We start from the raw sequence: 22,117 nt of genomic DNA on the forward strand, positions 1-22,117 counted from the left end.
GATCCGGCTGTTACCGTACTACCGGCACTGTCACGGCCTGTTCCAATCCATCGCATTCCATTCTGATAAATAAAATCCCCTTTGCCTTCTCGGGCGGCTTGATCATGATGCTTTCCGATCGAATGTCCTGATCAATCCTGGCGATCAACCTGCCCGACGGGTCAAAAATGCTAATCCTGCCATGGCCCGCCTGGTCGACGCGACGCCCGAAATCAATGATCAATCCATCATGGATGGTTTTAACGGAGACCCTTCGAATCGATTGCCTTGTCAATAAAGAGCCCGCGCCGGTCTGGTACCTTGCAAACCCCGTCACCACGCTTTTGCCCGCATCAAGTCCGCCGGGGAGGACAAATGAAATCGCGGTTGTTGACGTTTGCGCATTCCACGTCTCGCCGCTGCCGTACAGCCTTGCATTTACCGATACCAGCACCGTACACGCTGCGTTGACCGGGTTGGACACGGAAATTTCAACCGAATCCTTGGTTTCCCGCACAAACATCGCGCAAGGACTGCCGGCTGAAACGGTAAGAGAATCTGAAAGTTTTATGCCGCCGGCAGCGTAAAAGACAATGCCGGTTGCCGCGAGGCTTTCATTGCGGACAGCCTGCAGCGTCGTGGTGTTCGCAAGCACCTTGCAGGGAACGCCGTTTTTGACGTACGCGTCAAGGCTGTCAACGCCGATGCCCGGAATCACCACGTACGCGCATGAAGCGTTGGCCGGCGCAGTACCGTGATCGAACCAGAGGCTGAAAACCGTGTCGGTTATTGCCGCGGCCGATTCGCTGGCATTGATGCCCAGCCACGACCCGGTCTGCAGGTTGTTCTGAATCGTCAAGCTGTCGGAAGGCGCCAGTATTGCGTAGCCGACGCTGTCGTGATGCACCCACGAGTCGGCCCCGATCCTGCGGCCGCCGAGGCCGAGGGCCGAGCGGCCGGCGGCGGAACCTATCGTCACCTGTCCTTTTGTAAAGCACTGGTTCACCGACGTCCATACCGGTTTCCCGGACGCGGCGGCGATCCCCGACGCGAGCGCGACAATCTCCTTGTCAAAAAAGAACCAGGACTTTTTAGCGGTGAGCCCGTCGCGGGAATAATCCAAGGCGGCCGCACCGAACGTCCCGTTGGACACGCCGCCAACGAAGTCGGTGGCACCGGTGTAGGACCCGGGCATGGCCGGCGGCATGGTGTCGTGCCTGCAGGTGACGCCGGGCAGCCTTGTCCAGTCCCAGATCGGGAAAATATTGAAGTATTCCAGCCCGGTGCGGTAGAAAAACGTCACGCCGTCGCCGAGGTAATAGCTCTTGAGCCCTTCGCTGTTGACCAGTTCCGCCCCGCGCGTGCGTTTCGAACACATCTTGACAGACGCCACGTACCCTTGGCGCTGGTGGGCCATGTAATCGGAGCACCAAAAATGGCGATTGCCCGAGAGCCATGTTTGCGGCTGGGCCGGCCAGGCCGAAAGGCGCGCGGAAAACGCGGCATATTCGTTGCTCCGCGCCGCGGTCGCAAGCGTCATGCTGGCGCAGATCGTGATGAAGTCGCTTTTCTTGTTCGGGCTGTTGGGCCGCGTTATCTCCCTGCCGCACGCGCTGTGATCCATGGTGGTGCCGCGCAGCATCCATTGCTGTCCGTCAAGAATATAATGTGACAGCAGGTCGAGCCGGTCCTGCGGGAAGGCAAACTGGGTGCCGCGGCAGAGCTGGGCCATGTCGGAGGCGTCGGAGGAGAATCCCATGCCGTAGCCGCCCGAATAGAGCTGCGGGCCGTGCTGGTGAAAGCTCCAGTCCTCCTGGATATTGTCCGCCGATTGCACCGTGATCCTGATCTCATTGACAATTGCGTCAACCGCGGCGGTCACGAGCGACGCGGTGTCCACGATGCACCCGCGCCAGACGGTGATCTTGGAAACCCAGACAAGGTTCTCGCCGGTCATGGTGGAATGCACCGCCCACGATCGCGCCATGATGATATTGCCGCTGCCGACCTGCGCCGCCGACAGCTGGTCCTTCATGAGCAGCATGGCCGGCCCCAGCGAAAGCTGGGTGCCGATCTGGTTCCACCACCAGTTGGGCGATTGCGGGTCGAGCCGGACCCACGCGTCGAAGGCGAGCAGGAAGCCGTTCTTGACAGAAGCGGAATCGTGCAGCGCGTGGGCGGGGTTGCGAAACGCCTGCGCCATGGTCTGCATGCGCGACAGGTGCGTGATGGGCGCCCACGTCGCCCGGCCGCTGTCGGCGTAATTGATGTCGGGCCACGTGCCGTCGGGCCCAAGCGAGGCCAGCCACTGCCGGATCGTCGCGGCAGAGCCCCCGCTTCCCTGGAAACTTGCATACAGTCGCGCGGTGAGCGTGTCGAGGTCCTGGGCGGAGATGGATGCCGCGGATAAAAATATTCCCAAGATCAATAGTGTTGGATAGCGGCAGCACGTGAAGATTTTTGCACGGGTGGACATGGTTTTCTTTCCTTTATGGAAAGGCACAACCGGGGGCCGATTCGCTCATGAGGGTGATGATTGGAATATAAGCCATTTTGCGGTTTTTGTCAAAAATACCAGTGCAGACAAGTCTTCCGCCCCGTTTTAAAAAAAAAGTTGTATCATCGATATTTTACAAGGAGATAAACGACGGCGAAATCGATTTCGTCGACAATTTCCTTTAAATGCCTTATAATTACTATCGAACGGATGGCATTTCCCGTGGCCTTGGGGGGAAAGTCCAGGGTAGCATGGGAATGTCTCGTTAGCCTTGCCGGTTGTTGCCTCCTCGCTTTAACCGGCAGGGCATTATTATTTTCATAATATAGCGGATCCGGGCAAGCGGCCCGCTTACCCGCGAATACCCAACATGGACCCATGATGCGGGTTCCACCAAACAGCCTGATTATTTTCAAGCTAAGAAAATACGTTTTGTCAATGAAACCGATTCCGTTGCACTATTATTGTCGGAATAGTAAAATGATCTCGGCACTGGTTCAAAATTGAATCCTTGAGTGACCGCATTGTCACTTGTTCCTTAAGGTAAAGTCCTTGCGCGTCGCGCGTTTCGTCATATCGTTTGTCTTATCCTCATTCGGCGGGTCTTTCAATGCGCAAGGAGGAATAAATAAAGTATATTGACAATTACAAGGGTTGCTGTATAAAAAAAGGAGGACTCATGTTCCGTAGGGGTAGCAGTACCAAAGGATTTACGCTCGTTGAACTGGTGGTGGTTATCGTTATCGTCGGCATCCTTGCCGCGGTTGCCATTCCCAAATTCCTGGACGCGTCGGCCAAGGCCAAGGCATCGGAATTTCCCACGGTGCTGAACGCGGTGTATACGGGTGAAATGGCGTATCAAACCGATAGGGGCACGTACGCCTCCACATTGACGAACCTGAAGGACTCCGCCTGCGTTGACGTACCGGGAAGCTCGCAATGGTTCAATTACCAGATTCCTGCTGCAACCACCACGTCTTTTCGCGCCACAGGGAAGGTAAGAACCGCTTTCGGTTCCACAACGACGTCTGATACCGCCGCTATCGATAATACAAATTCAAAATGGGCATCGCCCAGTTTAGCGAGGTATTGTCCGAATTGGAAATGACAAATAGAAAGCAAATACCGGCTGTTGAAACCGGAAAGCCCTGACGATTTTCGGCCATAATGTCGGGGCTTTTTTATTTCCATATTGGTAATAAGCCCGGCCATTGATGACACAGTTCCTCGAAATCAATGCATCTTTGCACTATTCCGCCCCCGCGCGGATTTATTTTTCTCTCAGGACCATGAACGCAGCGCATGAACATTTCCGTTGAAACCTTTTCCGGCTACAAGGCCGACGAATATCCCGTCCGGTTTTCCCTGCAGGACCGGCGGTATGAAATCATCTCCATAGAAGACCGGTGGTACAGCCCCGGCTGCTCTTATTTCAGGGTGTTTGCGGATGACGGAAACACGTACATCCTCAAGCAGATACCAGGCAACAACGAGTGGCAGATCGTTTCGGCCGAAGGTTGACATGCCCGCACCGGTGGTCCGCGAAATTCTTTGTAAAACAATTCTCAGCAAATCCGGACTTTCCGATTACAGCCTCAACTGCTACGGCGGCTGCGGCCATGGGTGCGTGTACTGTTACGCGCGGTACATGGAAAAATTCAGGCCGCACCCGGAAAAATGGGGCGGATTTGTCGATGTCAAAAATAATGCGGCCGCGGTTCTGGCCAGGGAGGTCAAGAAAAAAAGACCGGGAGAGGTGTTTGTAAGCTCGGTATGCGACGGCTGGCAGCCGGTTGAGGCAAAATATGAACTAACCCGCGAGTGTGTAAAAATCCTCCTTGAAAACGGTTTTACCATTGACGTTCTGACTAAAAATGCGCTCATTGAACGTGATTTCGACATTTTCTCGGCCCATAAAAATCGTGTTGACGTCGGCATGACCCTCACCACCCTCGATGAGGGGCTTGCCCGCAGGATCGAACCGGGGGCAAGCTCTCCTGCACGGCGGATCGCGGCGCTTAAAAAGGCAGCAGGCCTCGGCATAAAGACCCATGTTTTTTTCGGCCCGCTCATGCCGTTTCTTTCGGATCGCCCTTCCGACCTTGAGGCGATGTTCGCCGAACTGGGGCGCCTCGGGCCGCACCGGATTTATCTTGACAAACTCAACATCCGGTACGGCGTGTGGGATTCGCTCTGCGTTTTTCTGCGCTCGTTCGACCCCGCGCTGATCGAAAAATACCGGAAAATCCTGTTCGACCCTGAGGTCTCCGCCCGGTATGCGGATGAGCTCGCAAGGCGTTCGCGGGCGCTTGCGGCGCGGTCCGCCATGGAATCGGCCCTGACCCTCTGTTTTTGAGAAAACACCTGTTTCCACAAGATATTGTGGCCGATTTCAGAGAAATACCATCCTGTTGTGGCACCCGTTGACCCCGATTTTTCATGGCGCGGCCGATCGCCTTTCCCTATGAAAAATATTGCTAAAAGGGAAAATCGGCTTGACGTTACGGCATTACGGCGACGGGCGGGTGAACAGCTTTACAAATGCGATACCGGGAGGCGGCGCTCGCCGCAGCGGTAAAACCCGATTTCCCCTATGAGGCCATAGGGGAAAAAAACATTAAAAAGTTTGACACCTTACCCGTAAAATAGTATTAATATGGTAGCCACAAAGGTTTGGTTTCACTCTTCACCACCACTTTCAAGGAGGTTTACAGATGGCTAAAAGAAAACCTAATCCGGCGTTCATGAAGCCCATGAAACCCGACACGGCGCTCGCGGCGGTCATCGGCGACAAGGCAATGCCCCGCACCGAGATCACCAAGAAACTGTGGGCCTACATTAAGAGGAACGGTCTCCAGGACAAGGTGAACAGGAGAAACATCAACGCCGACGACAAACTCAAGGTCGTGTTCGGCGGCAAGAAGACCGTCAGCATGTTTGAGATGACCAAGCTCGTCTCAAAGCATTTTGACTAAGCCGCAGCTGTCGGGTTAGGCCCGGAGGCCCCGGCGCAAAAGCGTCGGGGCTTTTTTTGTTTCTTTACCATTTAAATAATCATGGCGCCTGCCGGTCACGGCACCGGTTCTACCGCTTCGGGGTACTGTCCCTCTGGTCTCGGCTGACGCCTCGGGCCCCGCCACGGCTCCATACCGCTTCGCGAGGGAGTCCGGGCTGCACCGCGCTCCAGCACGACCTCCGCTCGCCCCCGGCGCGGAACATCCTCCTCTCTTTTTTACAAATTTGCCAAGGGACCTTGGGTAAAAGTTAAAATCTTTAGAAAGTTATCTATCATACACGATATGTGTCACTGTGCCTTCATCATGATAAAAACACCGCAACCCGAACTTGTCTTTGAACAACCCGAACGCCCTCTCGTTAAGAGAACAGCATTGCGGTTCGGCGCTGATGGGATGAAAAAGAAAACATCACCATTTAAGAATGAAAAATAAGGGGGATTCTTTACTAGATCCCTAGAATGCTTAAAACAGCTTGTGATATAATGAAAAAGCTCCCTTAAAGGAAGAAAAATCTCGAATTTTCTTTTGTGGAAATAGTAGAATAAGCATATATTATAAGCCGTGAGGGGGAGGCGTCATAAAATAAATGCATGTGAATCGCTTAAACTTCAATTCATCAAATAAATATTTGACGTCACCTAAATCACAACCAAAGGAAAGGGGAGAGAGCATATGAGGAATTTATGCTCAAGAAAATCATTGATGCTGATGGGCGCACTTGCATTAATGATGGTTATGGGGTCGTTCATGGATTCGAGCGCGCTGGGAAGAAGGCAGCTTCACCTCGGCACCGGCGGAAGAATGCTGGACGAAAACGGCAATACCGTCACCCTCATGGGATTCGGCCTCGGCGGCTGGCTCATGTTTGAAGGATACATGTGGAAAATTAGCGGAGGGTCAACATCAACAAATTTCGACTGTCCGCATAAAATGGAACCCAGCATCATCGACCTCATGGGGGGTGACACTGCTTCCGCAAACCAATTCTGGAATTTATACCGCGCAAATTACGTCTCTGAAAAAGACTTCTGCTCAATGAAGGCATGGGGCTGCAATTCCGTACGCGTTTCGTTCAATTCAACCAACGTGATGCCGCTCGACGGCCAGCCTGCTTCGCCGCCCTATGTCTATAATGACTCGGGATGGCAGCTTTTCGACAACATCGTGAACTGGTGCACCAAGTACCAGCTCTGGCTCATCTGGGACATGCACGGCGCACCCGGCGGCCAGAGCGGCGACAACATCGCGGACGCAGACGGGACCGCGAGATTGTGGACTCAGCCGACGATTTATCAGCCACGGGCAATTGATTTATGGATGAAAATAGTGCAGAGGTACGCGAACAATGATTGGGTCGTCGGCTACAATCTTCTGAACGAACCGCTGCTTAACAAATACGGCATTGACCGGATGAATCTGCGTAATTTCTATATCCAAGTAACCGACTCGATAAGGAAAATAGACACCAAGGGGCTTCTTTTCATCGACGGTGACAATTACGCACAGAATTTTACGGATTTGACTCCCCCGTGGGACCCGTTGATTGTTTACTCATTCCACTGCTATCCGCCGTGCTGCTCTTACTTCGGCATCGACGGTTTCGCAACGCAATACAACACCGGAATGTGGCACGGGGAGACGGGGGAAAATGGTCAAAATGGTGCAACGGCGGCATATAATTCATATGATTCGTGTGTTACTCACCTTGAAAATCATAATCCGCCCGTAGGTTGGGCTTGGTGGACTATTAAAAAATTCAGCAATTTCACAGAGCCTTACAGCATAGTGCCGACCGCAGGTTTCCAGGCATGTATCACTTATTGGAACGGCGGCGCAAAGCCCACTGTTGCAGTGGCAAAAGCCGCGTTGCTCGATATGGCAGCAAAAACCAATTCGGACAGTACGACCGTTACTTTTATTCCAGAAATGTTAACATCATTAAAATTAAATCCTAATAATAAATGCACCGTACCTGTTGCATACATGGAAAGTGTGCAACCAATGGGATTCTCCATTACCCAGAATGCCGCTACCCATACTGGCGTTGTCATTTCCTTCACCCTACCGTATTCCTATCCGGTCACGCTCAATATTTATGACATGAACGGAAAGCTCCAGAAATCCCTAATAAACCGCTCGATGAGCGCGGGCAAGCAGTCCGTGACATGGGACAGGACGAATATGGCGGGAAAGAAAGTGGTGAACGGCGTTTATCTCTATAAATTTACCATGGGAGAAAAGACTTTGTCGCATCACTTCGTACTTGCGAAATAATAAATTTTATCCTTACAAAGAAAAACGGGTGGATTCGTTCACCCGTTTTTTATTGGACTAGACACCTTCAAATTGATCAGTATTTCAACGTAAAACACACTCTAAAACCAAACACAGAAGAAGGGGTATCATCAATCCAAAAGGAACCTAATCCTGAACGGTATGCTATTGATAAAGGAGGGTTATCAACGCTCATACCTCTCTCAGGAACACGTAGTGACGAGTCGCTCGGCGCAGAAACGCCCGGATCAGTCTGGTCTTGCGATGGATATGGATCGATATATATTTCATTACACATTTCGGCTACGTTCCCGCTCACATCATATAATCCATAATTATTTGGTTTAAGTAATGCGACGGCTTGAATAACCTTCCCAGTATTAAACGTTGTCCAAGCATAATCATCCGGATTATTGTCCGTAAGATTTGTCCAATAATTTTCCGTCGTCGTACCGCCCCTCGCCGCATACTCCCACTGTGCCTCTGTCGGCAAGTGATACCCGTTTTTCTGCAACGAATCACAGCTTAATCCAAAAATCAAACAACCGGCACCCGGGGTGCCGGACATAGACGCGTACCGATACACCGTGTCAAGTCCATCCCGTTTGCTCCTTGCATTGCAATACAATACGGCATCAAAGTAATCAATTCCGGAAACGGCAAGCCTGGCGAGTCCGGTTTTCGGCGAGAATCCGGAATATGCAGCCATGACCGCGTTAAAATCCTGAATCGTGACCTCCGTGCTGTCCATATAGAAATCATGCGTGAACGTAACATTATGAACCGGCTCCGCTACACCCCATTCTCCCATAAGGTAAGTTTTATAAGCCGCCGGTATCAGCTTCATCCCTCCCGGCGCCACCGTCGTCGCCTTTACATACACAAAATTCGACTTCCCGCCCTTACTGTTGCACGACACCACGGCGAGCGAGTATTTCACCCCGATTTTCAAGTGTTTGATTGTATCCGGAGACGCTGCATTTCCTATCTTTGTTCCTGTTGCCTCGGTCACCGTGTCTCCCTCGGCGTAATAGATGGTGTCGGATGCGGACGTTGCGCCCTTTGTCCACGTCAGCCGTATCCAGCAGACGCCTGCGGTCGCCGAGACATTGGTCGGCGCTGCCGGACGTGACACGGTGACCACTTTTTTCATGGAATCGATTGAGGCGCCGGTGGCAAGGAGCCTGACGATGTAGGTGCCGGGCGCGGTGTAGACATGCACCGGGCTTGCAACGGTCGAGTTGGTTCCGTCGCCGAAATCCCACGAATAGGATGTTGCATTAGTTGAAGTGTTGGTGAAGCTGTCGGCGAGCGGAATTTCCCCGCTTGCCGCGCTTACGGTGAAATTCGCTTTTGTGGGCCCCGGGCTGACGGTGATGACAATGGTTGCGGAATCGGAAAGAGGGGGAACACCGTCGTCTGCGGCCTTGAATTTAACGGTGTATTTTCCGGCCTGGCCGTAGGCGGGCGTGCCGGCGAGAATGCCTGTTGCAGGAGTAAAGGCGGCCCAGGCGGGCACGCCGGAGGCGGAAAGGGTGACGGCGTTACTGTCCGGGTCCGCTGCGGAGACCTTTAGCGACAGGGCCTGCGTTTCCGTAATGGTCGTGTCGCGGAGTGGAACTATGGCCGGAGGCCGGTTTTTGTTGATCACACCTATGGAAATGGAGAAGGTGTCGGAAAGGGGCGGGTTGCCGTTGTCGGATCCGATGAACTGCACGTTCTGGATGTTGAAGGTGTCCTTTGCCGCGCATGAATAGGACGGGACGAACTGGAACATCCCGGTGGTGCTGTCGAACGGATTGGCGGTTCCGCAGGCAAAGGGGGAACGGTCGCTCATCCGCAGGGTGAGCTTTTCGGTTGCCGAATCGGGATCGGAAACGCGCACCGTGAACTTCAGTGTGTCAGTCTCCCGCACATACACTTTCTGGCCTTTTGTAAATCCCTGAATCGAGACCGACGGCGGCGCGTTCACCTTTCCCACGGCGACGGAGACATTAATCTGCGTTGAATCCACGCCGTCTTTTGCCGAAAGCACGATGGTGAAAAGCCCGGAATCGCTCATGACGGACTGCCACGTCACGATGCCGGCGTTCAGCGCGGGCATGGCGCGCGGCAGGGTGGAGCTCTTGACGGTACAGGTCACCTGGTCGCCGTCGGGGTCTGTCGCGCTGACGGCGAAAGAAAGCAACGCTCCGCCGCTGATCGCGTACGAGGTCTTTGGCTTGTCGGTGTCGAACACGGGGGGCCGGTTCACATTGATAACATGGAGGTTCAAAGTCAAAGTATCAAAAAGCCTGCCGTCGCTGCCCACGATTTTTGCAACGTATGTTCCCGAATCGGAATATCCCGGTGAATAGCTGTAGATTGTTCCGCCAAGGATGGTGTCTTGTGCCGGGCCACCCGGCATCAATGAAAAAGAAACGGCATCGCCGTTCGGATCGGTGCAGGAGTCGGCAAGCGACAGGACCAGGGACGAGCCCTCCCTGACGCCTGCGGAAATTATGTTGTGTCTCCATTGGGGCTTTGCATTGATGTCGCCGGAATAAATGGTGTCTGACGTTGAAGGTGAAGTGCCGGCGCTGTTTTTAGCGACGACGTAATAATAGTAATTCGATGCGTGCGTGGAATCGCCCGCCGCGGTATCGGAAACAGGGGAAAGCGCGGTGAACGAGGTTTTGTCGGGCGAGCGGTAAATAAGATAGGAATCGGCGTTGCCGATCTTGTACCAGACGAAAACGAAATATCCGTTGTTCCGTGAAGCCCCCTTGATCCCCTGGACCCTGGCGGGCGGCAGCAGTTGCGCGGTCACGGTTACAACCACCTGCTGCGTATCGGACATCGCCGGCGTGCCGTTGTCGGTCACGGCAAACACCACCGTGTCTGCTCCCGTGTAATTCGATGGTGGAGTCCATACGTATGTCGTGTCGGTCAACGTGCCGCCGGAGGGTCCTTTAATAAGGGCATAAGCAAACGTTTGCCCGGCATCCATGTCCGTTGCGGAAAGATACAGGCGGCAGGTCTGGCCCGGCGTCAGATTTCTGGTGCCGGTCACCGCAAGCACGGGTCTATGGTTGACCGCGGGGTTCTGGACAACGGTGAGCAGCGCGGGCGCGCTCGTGACCGAATCGCCCCACTGGTCCTTGACCACGCACTCGTAGCGGCCCGCGCTCGCCACCTGTACAGGATTGACGACAAGGCTGTCGGCGGTCGCATTTTTGATTATGTCGCCGTCCTTGAACCACTGAAATGTGAACGACTGGCCGGAGGCGCCCGAAACCTTGACAAAAAAGAGGGCCGACGAATTCTCGTTTGCCGATGTGCTGACCGGGTCGGCGGCGAGCTGAAAAGGCTTTCCGACAATGGTGATGGTTGCGGTTGCTGATTTTTCCTGTCCTCCTTGTATGTAGACGATGGCGGTGACCGTTCTGTCGCCGATGGAATGGAACGCGATATCTACAAACTGGGTGCCCGACCAAGAAAAGACATTATTAAAGGATATCGCCTTTTCGGTATCTTCCGGACCTTTGACGACGATCAGCCTTACCGAATCGATATAATTAGGCAAGTAGCTGCTCATCCCCACATGGATTGTTTTTTCAACAGTGTCAATGATGTTATTGGTATCGGTTTTCCCGCTTGAATTTTCGAGGGACAAGGTTATATTGGCATCTTTTGGCTTGAAGGGATTTTGCTGGCCTGTGCAGGTCAGTAGAAGGGGAAGAGCAATGGCCGCGATGATGAGCAGTGGTGAGAATTTGGTACGCATAGGGCTTTCTCCATGGCGAAAGGTCTACTGTCAAAAATGCGGAGGGCAATTGATGATAGAGAATATAAATAAAGGGATTGAAAAAGGATGTGACACGAATCACAATTAATAAAAATCTTTTTAATAAGCGGAAAACTCCAGAATCCCTTGTCAACCGCTCAATGAGCGCGGGCAAGCAGTCCGTGACATGGGACAGGACGAATATGGCGGGAAAGAAAGTGGTGAACGGCGTGTATATGTATAAGTTCACCATGGGAGACAAGATGATCAGCCATCATTTTGTGCTGGCGAAATAGGTTATTTCTTGTTTGAGAGTATGGAAAAACGGGCGGAGAGATTCGCCCGTTTTTATTTTATGGGGGTGGGGAAAAAGGAGGACATACAATTAGTCGCAGGCAATGAACCGGCCTGTTAAAGGTAAGAAGAAGTATCACAAAATGAGAATCGTTTAGTAAACATAGGTTAACCTTTATTAATGGATGAATCGTTATGCCCGAAAATTTTACCAAACCTTTTGAATTAAGGAATATTTCCCGCATTGACAGAAAACTTGTAGGTCGAAGTAAAGCAGATCATGCTTGGCAAGTCCGTTTTAAACGAAAAAATAAGCCAATGTCAAATTGGTTTGAAGATCGTAAGTATGGAGATAAGGAAAAAGCTCTTGAAGCTGCTAAAATTTACAGAGATGCAATGGAAATTCAATTTGGTGGATTTTTTGAAGGTGGTCATACAACCGAATTGAATGTTAATAAAAATAATTTAGTTGGTGTATGGCGCCGAGTTCGAATGGTTAATTACAAATCAGGTCCAAAAGAATTTCCTGTATGGGTTGCAACATGGTCGGTAGGACATGGAAAACATAAGGTTAAGGCATTCAGTGTAAGCAAGTATGGTGAGGATGAGGCGCAACGTCTAGCGATTGAGGCTCGGAACAATAGAACTAAATCTTATTCCGAAAAAGTTAATCTAATAGGTAACCATATAGCTTATCATCCGCCTAAAAATGGACAGGTAAAAATATGGCGGTACATGGATTTTACAAAATTCGTTTCCATCCTCCAACATAAAGGGCTATTCTTTTCAAGGATAGATAAACTTGGTGATTCATTTGAGGGCTCATTTTCAAAAGTTAACAAATTATTACGGCCACTGCTTAATAAGCATCGTTCATTAAATTCGAGTAAATGCGGGGAGATTGTAAAAGAATTAAGAAAATGGATCATGGCTAGCTGTTGGCATATAAATGATCAGGAATCAGCTGCTATGTGGAATCTTTACGCAAAAACCAACGAAGCAATTTGCATTCAGTCAACTTATGAAAAGCTTAAAAAGCTTTGTCCGTCACCAGTAAAAATTGGTATAATACAATATGTCGATTATGAAAAGGATTGGATCATTGAAAATGACCCAATCTTGCCATTTTTGCATAAAAGAAAATCATTTGAACACGAACAAGAAGTTAGGGCAATTTATAATTTGTCAGGCTTAAATTCTTTTTCTGATCCTCTTCCAACTGACACACCAATGGAGTCTGGAGTGTGGTTCAAGATTGATCTGAAAGAATTAATAGATCGTGTATATATTGCACCTCAAGCTAGTGATTGGTTTTACCGCCTAGTTTTGGAAGAATCAAAAATTCATGGTTATTCATTTCCAGTGAAAAAGTCTTCATTAGAAGAAGAACCATTCTTTTAATCCTTGTTTCCCTATTTTTCTAAAAATCTAATCTGCCAACAATTTTTTCACCCTCATTCCCCCAAAATCCCTTTTCGAAACGTATATTATCAATCCAAGAATCCAGTCATATATATCCTGAAAAAATATTATACGGAGCCCCTATGCCCAAAAACATCCCCGTCCTTTTCGTCCAGGAGAAAACCCTCGCCGAAACATACGAAAAGGCGCTGGTCACCCTTTACACGCAGGGAACGCGGCTGCGCACCCAGTACGACAAGCCCGGCGCGCCGCTGTCCATAGACGCCACCATGAACCTCACGGTCCTTGAGCCCATGAGCGATCCCATGATCCACAAGGCGTTTCCCGGCGGCATCGACGACCTCAAGGAATATGCCATGGAGATCCGCGGGGCAAAGGACCATTGGGTGAAAAACATCAACGACCCGAAGGACACGCGCTGGGAATACACGTATCACGGCAGGCTCGTTGCCTATGGCGCGTGGCGAGAGCTCAGGGGCGGCGCATCGCAGGAGGCCGGGTTTTTCAAGATAGACCAGATTGAAAAAGTGATTGACAAATTGTCAAAGCAGCCGTTCACGCGCCAGGCACAGATGATCACGTGGATGCCCAATCTCGATTTCGATTGCTATGACCCGCCGTGCCTGCAGTCGCTGTGGTACCGCATCATGGAAGACGAGAAAGGCGTGCAGTGGCTCAACTGCAACGTACGGTTCCGCTCAAATGATGCGTGGGGCGCGAATTTCATGAACATGTTCGGCTTCACGCTGTTCAACCGCGATGTGATCGCGGCGGAAGTGGCAAAGCGCACGGGCAAGCCGGTGGAGCTCGGCCGCATGAACTGGCACGCCGACTCATGGCACATTTACGGAAAAGACATCGAAAGCGCCAAGCAGCAGCTGTTTGACAGAATAGACACCATGAGCTTCGAGGAGCGCACCTATAATTTTCACGACGCGTTCATCCAGGAGATGTTCAATGATGCCGAGGCGAGGATTGTGAAGAAAATAAAAGAATATGATGAAAGTCATAAATAGGAGATAAAAGAATAAATAATAATGATCTGGTGGGGAGAGGTCTCTCCCCTGGGGTGCAGCTTCCTCCCGCCGGAAATTTTCCCAGGTTTTGTATCAGCGGGAGGTGATCTGCACCCACACCCCTCTCAGCAGGGGCTTCGCCCCCGCAACGCCCCCAGGAAGCAACGGGAAGCCCCGGGTGCTTCGATGGAGGTGAAAGTGCGTGTTGATAAATCGGAAGTTTGCCAACGCGTTAGGCAGGACTGGAGGCCGCGCTGGAGCGCGGTGCCGCCCGGACCCGCCGCAAAGCGGCATTGGGCCGTGGCGGCCCGAGCCGAAGGACGACGACCCTTGTGACCCTTGGAAATCCCTGACGAGGGAGAAGCACCCGAAGGGGTGGACCGGAAGGAGGGCCGACCCGGAGCGTAGCGGAGGGGAACGCCCATTTTATATCTTATTGTAAATACTAAATCCAGAATATGAAACAAGCACTTTTCGAAAATTTAACCGGCCATTTCCTCGATGGAACACCGGTGGAGAGCGTGCCCCAATCCTCCCGCGGCATCGTGTCCATCATGGACCATCTCAACCGCCTGTTCAACACGCGCGAAGGGAGCCTGCACCTCAAGGACTACGGGCTGCCCGACATATCGGAAATCTACCGGAAGATGCCGCACGGAATCGACGAGCTGCAGAAGGCGATCAAGCGCACGGTGGAGAAATACGAGCCGCGGCTCACCCGAGTAAAGGTGACGCCGGTGGAGACCGACGCCAAGGATTTCAGGCTTGTGTTTATTTTATCGGGCGAGCTTAGTGAGGGCGGCGGCCTGGTGCGGTTCCAGACCACGTTCACGAGCATGGGCAATTCGTCCATTGCGCCGTGGAAGAAACCGGAGTAAATCCTCGCCGCAAAGGCGCATGGGACGCAAAGAAATGTGGACAGGAAATCATGCTCCCTGAAAAATCAATAATTTTCCTTTGCGATCCTTGCGTCTTTGCGGTAAATGCATAGAGAAACAAGCTGAGTCCACGGCGTGCCGTTTTTATCGGCGTGACGCCTTCAACCAATTTAAAGGGTATTCTGATGATAGAAAAATATTACGAAGAAGAGCTCCGCTACCTCTACGAATCGGGACGGGAATTCGCCAAGGCGCACCCGGACCGCGCGCAGTTCCTCAACGTTGACGCGGTGGGCGACCGCGACCCGTACGTGGAGCGGCTGTTCGAGGGCTTCGCGTTTCTGGCGGGCCGCATCCGCGAAAAGCTCGATGATTCGTTTCCCGAGCTCACCGAGGGACTGTTCAACCTCATGTGGCCCGGCCTGCTGCACGAGTTGCCGCCCGTGGCGATCGTGCAGTTCAAGGCGAGAACCGGCCTTTTGCAGGAGACACGCGTGCTGGCCCGCGGCGCCGAGCTGCAAAGCGCCGGCGTTGGCGCAGAGGGCGCGGTATGCCGGTTCACCACCACGAGCGACGTGCGGCTCAATCCGGTGTCGCTTGCCAATGTTAAGAAGACGGTCGACAGAAAAGGAAAAGCATCGCTTTCCTTCAGGTTCGAGCTTGACCGTGGCGTGCAGCTTGCGAAGCTCTCGCTGTCGCCTTTGCGGCTTTACCTTCACGCCGAGATGCCCACCGCGCTCATGCTGCACGAGTTTCTCACGCGACGCGCCGTGTCGGTCTCTATCATTGCGGGCGACGGCGCTGCCGCCTGCGATGTCGACCCGAAGGCTGCGCTTTCTCCGTGCGGTCTTTCCGCCGAGGAGTCGATACTGCCGCAGGCCCCGGGCGTGTTTTCCGGGTATTCGCTGCTGCTGGAATATTTCGCGTATCCGGAGAAATTCCTCTTTGTCGATTTGAAGGGTTTTGAGAACCTGCCGTTCACCGAAGAATCCCTTGGCTTCGTCACCTTCACCGTTACCTTTGATTCCGATTTTCCGGCCGACAAGCCCTTTTCAAAAGAGAATTTCAGGCTGTTTTGCGCGCCCGCAGCCAATATTTTCAAGAAAGACGCGGAGCCCGTTGCCGTGACCGGGCTCGAGACCGAATACCGCGTGGTGGCGGACGCCAATTATCCCGCGTCGTTCCACGCGCACAGCATTGTTTCCATTGAAGGCGTCGAGCGGGCGACCGGAAAGCGCTCCGTGTACGAGCCGCTGTATTCGTTCACCATGGGAGGAAAAAAGAGGCCGCGTACCTTTGCGACCCAATACCGGTATGCGCCGGACGGGCGCCGCGAACTGTTCATCACGCCCGGCGGCGACCGGCTCGGCGAACAGGGCGAGATACGTGAAGAAAGCCTTTCCATTGTTGCGTGGTGCACGAACGGCGTTCTGCCGAGGGAGACCATACGCGAGGGCGGCATCGTCAATCCGGGCGTGAATTTCCCCGACTATGTCTCGTTCAGCAACATAACCCGGCCCACGCTGCCTGCCATGCCGCCCAGGAACGACGATTATTTATGGATGTGCATCTCGCACCTCGGCTCCACGTGCACCACGCTGTCGTCGCCCGAAACGCTCAAGGCGCTTTTGCGCCTGTACGACTGGTCGCACGCCGAGGGCAGGGCGCGGCGCATCGAGGCCATCACCGACGCGTCATCGAAGCCCGTCGAGCGCATCGTGAACGGCTCGGCCGTGCGCGGCGTGGAATTCTCGGTATCGCTTGCTGAATCGGAATTTTCCGACACCGGCGACGCGCACCTGTTCGGCCAGGTGCTCAAGGAGTTCCTGTCGCAGTACGTTTCGGTGAACACCTTTCTCAATCTTGCGCTGGTGCTCAAACCGTCGGGCCAAACGCTGCGGTGGGAATCATTGGAGGGCAAAAAGTGGCTGATCTGATTGCCCGGCTCCGCGAAGAGGGCCACAACTTCAACTTTTTCCAGGCGCTCTCGCTCCTCGAGGAGAAATACCGCGGCGAGGAAGGGGTGGGCAGCCCCGTCGAGTCGGGCAGGGTGCGCATGGCGTCGGGCACGTCGCTCGCCTTCCCGGCCAGCGACATCGCGTCGGTCAAGGAGACCGCCAGCGGCATCGAGTTCGTGCTGTCGTTCATGGGGCTCGTGGGCGTGTCGTCGCCGCTGCCGCTTTACTTTACGGAATACCTCCTTCGCCACGAGGAGGCCTCCGGGCCCCTCCGTGATTTTCTCGCCATCTTCAACCACCGCATGTACACCCTGTTCTACCGGGCCTGGCAGAAGTACCGGTGCATCAGCATGGCGGCTGGGCCTGCGGCAAGTCCCGTTGCGCGCCGGATGGCGGGCCTTGCCGGCCTGGGCGGCGCGGACCTTTCCGATCCCTTTTACCGCCGCGCGCTCGCGTACACCGGCAGCCTTGCCGGCAAGGTGCGCTCAAAGGAGGCCTTGCGCGCCATGCTTGCCGATTTCTTTGGCGGCCTGCCGGTTGCGTTATGCGAATGGCAGCCCCGCTGGGTCGACATCGCCGACCTGCCGAAGCTGGGCATCGACTCCCGGCTCGGCGTCACGTCCATGTTGGGCACGAAGAAATGGGATGTTTCCGGAAAGTTCCGCGTGTCAATAGGCCCGCTGCCGAGGGTGACGTTCGAGACGTTTCTTCGCAATTCCGAAAATATCGCTGCTGTGAAAAAACTGGTGAATTTATTTTTAAACGATCCGCTGGAGTTCGACATTGAGGTGAAACTGGAGAGCAGCGAATTGGTGCCGGTGATTTTAGGACAAGATAATACCCGCCTTGGTGAGACATCGTCGCTGGGAAAGTCGGATAAAAGAAGCGGCGTGTCTTCGATAGTAATCGAATAAATTTTATTGGGATTTAAAGCCGGGCGTTTCCTTCGCCTTCGATCACCCTCTGGCTCGGGTCGTTTCTTCTCTCGTTTACTTCGGCAAAAAATTCACCGCAAAGAGGCAAAGAACGCAAAGGAAAAAAAGTCGGTTTATTCGGTGCATGATCTTAGCTAAAATATTCTTTGCGGCCTTTGCGGTGAGGCTTTTCTTTTTATTGAATACCCTGGACATCTCGCGTCATTTCCCCTGCGCCGCTTCCCAGTCCGCCGTTGCCATGATCTCCACGAGCTTGTCAAAGGAGACCGACGGCTGCCAGCCCAGTTTTTGTTTTGCTTTGCTCGGGTCGCCCAGAAGGAGGTCAACCTCGGTGGGCCGGAAATATTTCGCATCGACCCTGATGAGGGTCTTGCCGCTTTTTTTGTCGACGCCGGTTTCGCCGGTTCCTTCCCCGGACCATTGAAGGTGCATGCCGAGGCACGCAAACGCCTTTTCGCAGAATTCCCGCACCGAATGCGTTTCACCGGTGGCGATCACGTAATCATCCGGCCCGTCCTGTTGCAACATGAGCCACATGGCGAGCACGTAATCCGGCGCATAGCCCCAGTCGCGCTTGGCGTTGAGGTTGCCGATGTACAGGCAGTCCTTTTTTCCCGCCTTGATCGCGGCCGCGGCCATGGTGATCTTTCTCGTGGAGAAATTCTCGCCCCTGCGCGGCGACTCGTGGTTGAAAAGGATGCCGTTGCTCGCATGGATACCGAACGCCTCGCGGTAATTGACCACGATCCAGTACGCGTACAATTTTGCCGCGCCGTACGGCGACCGCGGATAAAAAGGCGTGGACTCGTTCTGGGGCGTTTGCACGGCCTTTCCGTAGAGTTCCGAGGTTGACGCCTGGTAAAAACGCGTCTGGATGCCGGTCTCCTTTATGGCGTCAAGGATGCGGAGCGTGCCCGAGGCGTCGACGTCGGCGGTGTATTCGGGCACCTCGAAGGACACGGCCACGTGCGACTGCGCCGCGAGGTTGTAGATTTCGTGGGGCTTTATTTTCTCGAGCAAACGGTTCATGTTGCTCGAGTCGGTCATGTCGCCGTAATGGAGGAAGAAATTGACGTCCTTGTTGTGCGAGTCGCGGAACAGGTGGTCGATGCGTTTGCGGTTGAAATAGCTGGCGCGGCGTATCATGCCGTGGACCTCGTACCCTTTTTGGAGCAGCAGCTCGGCAAGGTACGACCCGTCCTGGCCCGTGACGCCGGTGATGAAGGCGCGTTTTTTCATGATACCCTTTCTGATGACGCAACTACCCGAGGAGAAAAGCCGTCCCTGTAAAAAAGTTTGTGTCCATCAGACGGCAGGCCATGTATTTTTACGTGACAGGTGCCGATACTTTTACGCACCGCAAAATAAAATAATTTAGAGAACCAAGGGCAGTTTACAATAAACTGTCGCGACGGACGATTTCATGAACCAGACGGCAGAAACCGTTGTTCAGCAGGCCGGCCCCATGCGAGGGAAGAGGCTTACGATTGTTGTCCTGGCCCTGGTTTTTGCCCTTTCGTGCGGAGCGACCGCAAGTGCATGGTTTCTCTACCGCATGTACCAGACCCTGCCCACGCTCGACCAGCTTGAGAACATCGAGCCGCCGCTGTCGAGCAAGGTGCTCGGCAGGGACGGCACGCTCATCCATGAATTTTCCATCGAGAAGCGCTCATGGGTGCCGCTCGCGGAAATACCCCAGCATCTCGTCAACGCGGTGATCGCCATCGAGGACCGGAAGTATTACAGCCATTGGGGGGTTGACTTAAAGAGAATCATCGGCGCCATGTTCGTCAACATCCGCAGGAGGCACGCCGCGCAGGGCGCGTCCACGATCACCCAGCAGCTCGCCCGCAACGTGTACCTGTCGTCGAAGACCTCCATGATACGCAAGGTGCGCGAGGCCATGACCGCAATCCAGATCGAGCAGTTTTACACGAAGCGGCAGATCCTCGAATTATATCTGAACCAGGTGTACCTCGGCGCCGGCGTCTATGGCATGGAAGCCGCGAGCCAGTGTTACTTCAGCAAGCACGTTTCGAAGCTCACCCTTAACGAATGCGCGGTGCTTGCGGGCATCATCCAGCTGCCCGAGCGGTACCGGCCCGACCGGCCCTCCAACCTCAAGAACACGCTCGCCCGGCGCGACCAGGTGCTCAAATCAATGGTGTCAATGCGTTTTCTGGACAACGCATCGGCCGCCGGCGTCATGAAGGAGGGGCTGCCGTCCAATCCGAAGAGCGACGTTTCCGAACGCGCCCCGTATTTCGTGGAAATGGTGCGCAAGTACTGCGAGCAGAAATACGGCGACGACCTTTTATACAACGGCGGTCTTACCATCTACACGACGCTCGACCCTGCGGCGCAGGATTCCATCGACAAGGCAAAGGTGCCGCACCTCGACACGCTTCAGCGCAAGATGAACGCGTATTTCCTCGACCGTTCGAACATCTGCCGCAAGCTTAAAATCAAGAGGGACTTTTTCATCAAGCACTTCGATTCGGTGTACGCCGCGAACAAGACGGCGTGCGAGGCCCTGCCCGATTCCCTGCGCCTGCGCATCGTGCAGACCGCGCTCGTCGCCATGGATGTGAAGACCGGCGCCATCCTGTCGCTCCTGGGCGGCCGCAATTTCCTCGAAAGCAAGTTCAACCGCGCGGTGCAGTCGGTGCGGCAGCCGGGCTCGGCGTTCAAGCCCATCGTGTACACGGCGGCCATCGACCACGGTTTCACGCCCGCGAGCGTGGTGCTTGACCAGCCCATCACGCTCATGACGCCGCAGGGCGAGTGGCGCCCTGAAAACTTCGACGGCAAGTTCCGCGGCCCCGTGACGGTGCGCACCGCGCTCGAACATTCCCTCAACCTCGTGGCCATCCAGGTTCTTCTGCAGGTGACCGGCGACACCGTGGTCAATTACGCGCGAAGGATGGGACTCAAGCAGCGCATGGAGCCGGTGCCGTCGCTCGCCGTCGGTTCGTGCGAAGTGATGCCCATGGAGCTGCTCGACGCCTATGCCATTTTCCCCAACAAGGGCGTGCGCGTGGAGCCGTACTACGTGGAGCGCGTGATTGACAAAAACGGAAACGTCCTCGAGGAGCACCAGACCATGTCAACTAAGGTGCTGTCGCCGCAAACCGCCTACATGATGTGCGACCTGCTCCAGGGCGTGGTGCGCAGGGGAACGGGCGCGGCGATCCCGGGTATGGGGTTCCCCCGTCCCTCAGGCGGAAAGACGGGCACGTCAAACGATTATTCCGACGCCTGGTTTGTGGGCTTCACCCCGCAGATCGCCTGCGCGGTGTGGGTGGGCATGGACGAGCGGCGTTCATTCGGCTACGGCGTGACCGGCGCGCTCGGCGCGATCCCCCTTTATGTCAAGGCGATGATCGCCCTGCACCGCAACATCAAGCCCGAGAACTTCGAAAAGCCCGACAGCATCGTCAGCCTCAAGATATGCCCCGTGTCGCACAAGGTCGCGACGCCATACTGCCCCCAGCCTTACGACGAATGTTTCATCGAGGGCACGCAGCCCGGGGATTGCGACATGCACGGCCCGGGAAAGGTAAAAAATGCCGACATGATGAACATGTTCGGGCCGAAAGAGAAGGCGCAGGAGAAGGTGCCGCCGAAGAAGCGATTAATGTTTTAGCAAGATAAAATTATAAAGCTGGCGGGTGAGGTCTCCACCTGGGGTGCGGCTTCCGCCGCTTAGCTTGACAAAAACCAAAATGACGCGGCGGCGATCTGCTCCCACACCCCCTTTTTGGCGCCGGTACTCAGTGATTCGCAGACTTAAGTGGTGGCTGGCGATACGATCGCCGCAGCGCGAGTTTTACATGGCGGAAGAAGAGATTGTTGCATCGGTAGAGGCGACCTGCGAATCTTATTCTAATCGATTCTTATAGTGATAATCTGCAATACGCGTTACGCTCGTAAAACATCCGCTGCGGCCTCCAGTCGCCCCTAACGCGTCGAATTTCAAGGATCTCCGTTTTTGCTAATTATCTATTGTCAATTGGACATCGCCCTTAAATGTTTCCTCGGAAGTCTGTCAGCTTATTTTACCAGATATCACCGCAACGGC

At 54.0% G+C, this 22,117-nt stretch carries 15 protein-coding genes; 12 read left to right on the forward strand and 3 right to left on the reverse strand.

What is annotated here, in order from left to right:
• Positions 1 to 10: 10 nt before the first annotated feature.
• On the reverse strand, positions 11 to 2,455 hold the full coding sequence (locus VLX68_04715; protein ID HUI91534.1) for a polysaccharide lyase 8 family protein: 2,445 nt from the start codon (positions 2,453 to 2,455) through the stop codon (positions 11 to 13).
• Between the two features lie 700 nt (positions 2,456 to 3,155).
• Here VLX68_04715 and VLX68_04720 point away from each other — a divergent pair.
• The 5 genes from VLX68_04720 (at position 3,156) to VLX68_04740 (ending at position 7,767) form a co-directional block, all read left to right on the forward strand.
• Positions 3,156 to 3,584 (forward strand): prepilin-type N-terminal cleavage/methylation domain-containing protein, encoded by a 429-nt coding sequence (locus VLX68_04720; GenBank protein ID HUI91535.1) that lies wholly within the window; start codon positions 3,156 to 3,158, stop codon positions 3,582 to 3,584.
• Between the two features lie 194 nt (positions 3,585 to 3,778).
• Positions 3,779 to 3,997: a hypothetical protein gene (locus VLX68_04725; protein HUI91536.1), complete on the forward strand. Its 219-nt coding sequence runs from the start codon at positions 3,779 to 3,781 to the stop codon at positions 3,995 to 3,997.
• Between the two features lies 1 nt (position 3,998).
• Positions 3,999 to 4,832 carry a radical SAM protein gene (locus VLX68_04730; protein HUI91537.1) on the forward strand — a complete coding sequence of 278 codons (834 nt, stop codon included), beginning with the start codon at positions 3,999 to 4,001 and terminating at the stop codon, positions 4,830 to 4,832.
• A 358-nt stretch (positions 4,833 to 5,190) separates the two neighbouring features.
• Positions 5,191 to 5,451 (forward strand): SWIB/MDM2 domain-containing protein, encoded by a 261-nt coding sequence (locus tag VLX68_04735; GenBank protein HUI91538.1) that lies wholly within the window; start codon positions 5,191 to 5,193, stop codon positions 5,449 to 5,451.
• Positions 5,452 to 6,165: 714 nt separating this feature from the next.
• Positions 6,166 to 7,767 carry a cellulase family glycosylhydrolase gene (locus VLX68_04740; protein ID HUI91539.1) on the forward strand — a complete coding sequence of 534 codons (1,602 nt, stop codon included), beginning with the start codon at positions 6,166 to 6,168 and terminating at the stop codon, positions 7,765 to 7,767.
• Between the two features lie 76 nt (positions 7,768 to 7,843).
• Here VLX68_04740 and VLX68_04745 read toward each other — a convergent pair whose 3' ends face one another.
• A complete protein-coding gene (locus tag VLX68_04745; protein ID HUI91540.1) occupies positions 7,844 to 11,533 on the reverse strand; it encodes an SUMF1/EgtB/PvdO family nonheme iron enzyme in 3,690 nt (1,229 codons plus the stop codon).
• A gap of 89 nt (positions 11,534 to 11,622) precedes the next feature.
• On the opposite strand from VLX68_04745, the gene VLX68_04750 reads away from it, so the two are divergent.
• The 6 genes from VLX68_04750 (at position 11,623) to tssG (ending at position 18,015) form a co-directional block, all read left to right on the forward strand.
• Entirely contained in the window at positions 11,623 to 11,829 is a 207-nt protein-coding gene (locus VLX68_04750) for a hypothetical protein (GenBank protein HUI91541.1), read from the forward strand.
• Positions 11,830 to 12,022: 193 nt separating this feature from the next.
• Positions 12,023 to 13,228, forward strand: a complete 1,206-nt coding sequence (locus tag VLX68_04755) for an AP2/ERF family transcription factor (protein HUI91542.1) — start codon at positions 12,023 to 12,025, stop codon at positions 13,226 to 13,228.
• A gap of 143 nt (positions 13,229 to 13,371) precedes the next feature.
• Positions 13,372 to 14,265: a thymidylate synthase gene (locus VLX68_04760; protein ID HUI91543.1), complete on the forward strand. Its 894-nt coding sequence runs from the start codon at positions 13,372 to 13,374 to the stop codon at positions 14,263 to 14,265.
• Between the two features lie 458 nt (positions 14,266 to 14,723).
• The gene (gene tssE, locus VLX68_04765; protein ID HUI91544.1) at positions 14,724 to 15,143 is read left to right on the forward strand and encodes a type VI secretion system baseplate subunit TssE; all 420 of its coding nucleotides are present in this window, start codon (positions 14,724 to 14,726) and stop codon (positions 15,141 to 15,143) included.
• A gap of 185 nt (positions 15,144 to 15,328) precedes the next feature.
• Positions 15,329 to 17,080 (forward strand): type VI secretion system baseplate subunit TssF, encoded by a 1,752-nt coding sequence (gene tssF, locus VLX68_04770; GenBank protein ID HUI91545.1) that lies wholly within the window; start codon positions 15,329 to 15,331, stop codon positions 17,078 to 17,080.
• Complete coding sequence (tssG, locus tag VLX68_04775) at positions 17,068 to 18,015, forward strand: type VI secretion system baseplate subunit TssG (protein ID HUI91546.1); 948 nt, start codon at positions 17,068 to 17,070, stop codon at positions 18,013 to 18,015. Before tssF ends, tssG begins: the two co-directional genes overlap by 13 nt.
• A gap of 222 nt (positions 18,016 to 18,237) precedes the next feature.
• Here tssG and gmd read toward each other — a convergent pair whose 3' ends face one another.
• Positions 18,238 to 19,275, reverse strand: a complete 1,038-nt coding sequence (gmd, locus tag VLX68_04780; GenBank protein ID HUI91547.1) for a GDP-mannose 4,6-dehydratase — start codon at positions 19,273 to 19,275, stop codon at positions 18,238 to 18,240.
• A 184-nt stretch (positions 19,276 to 19,459) separates the two neighbouring features.
• Between gmd and VLX68_04785 the strand changes: the two genes are divergently transcribed.
• Positions 19,460 to 21,682: a PBP1A family penicillin-binding protein gene (locus VLX68_04785; protein HUI91548.1), complete on the forward strand. Its 2,223-nt coding sequence runs from the start codon at positions 19,460 to 19,462 to the stop codon at positions 21,680 to 21,682.
• Positions 21,683 to 22,117: the final 435 nt, after the last annotated feature.

Source organism: Chitinivibrionales bacterium (assembly GCA_035516255.1).
In the GTDB taxonomy this organism is placed as follows: Bacteria; Fibrobacterota; Chitinivibrionia; order Chitinivibrionales; family FEN-1185; genus FEN-1185.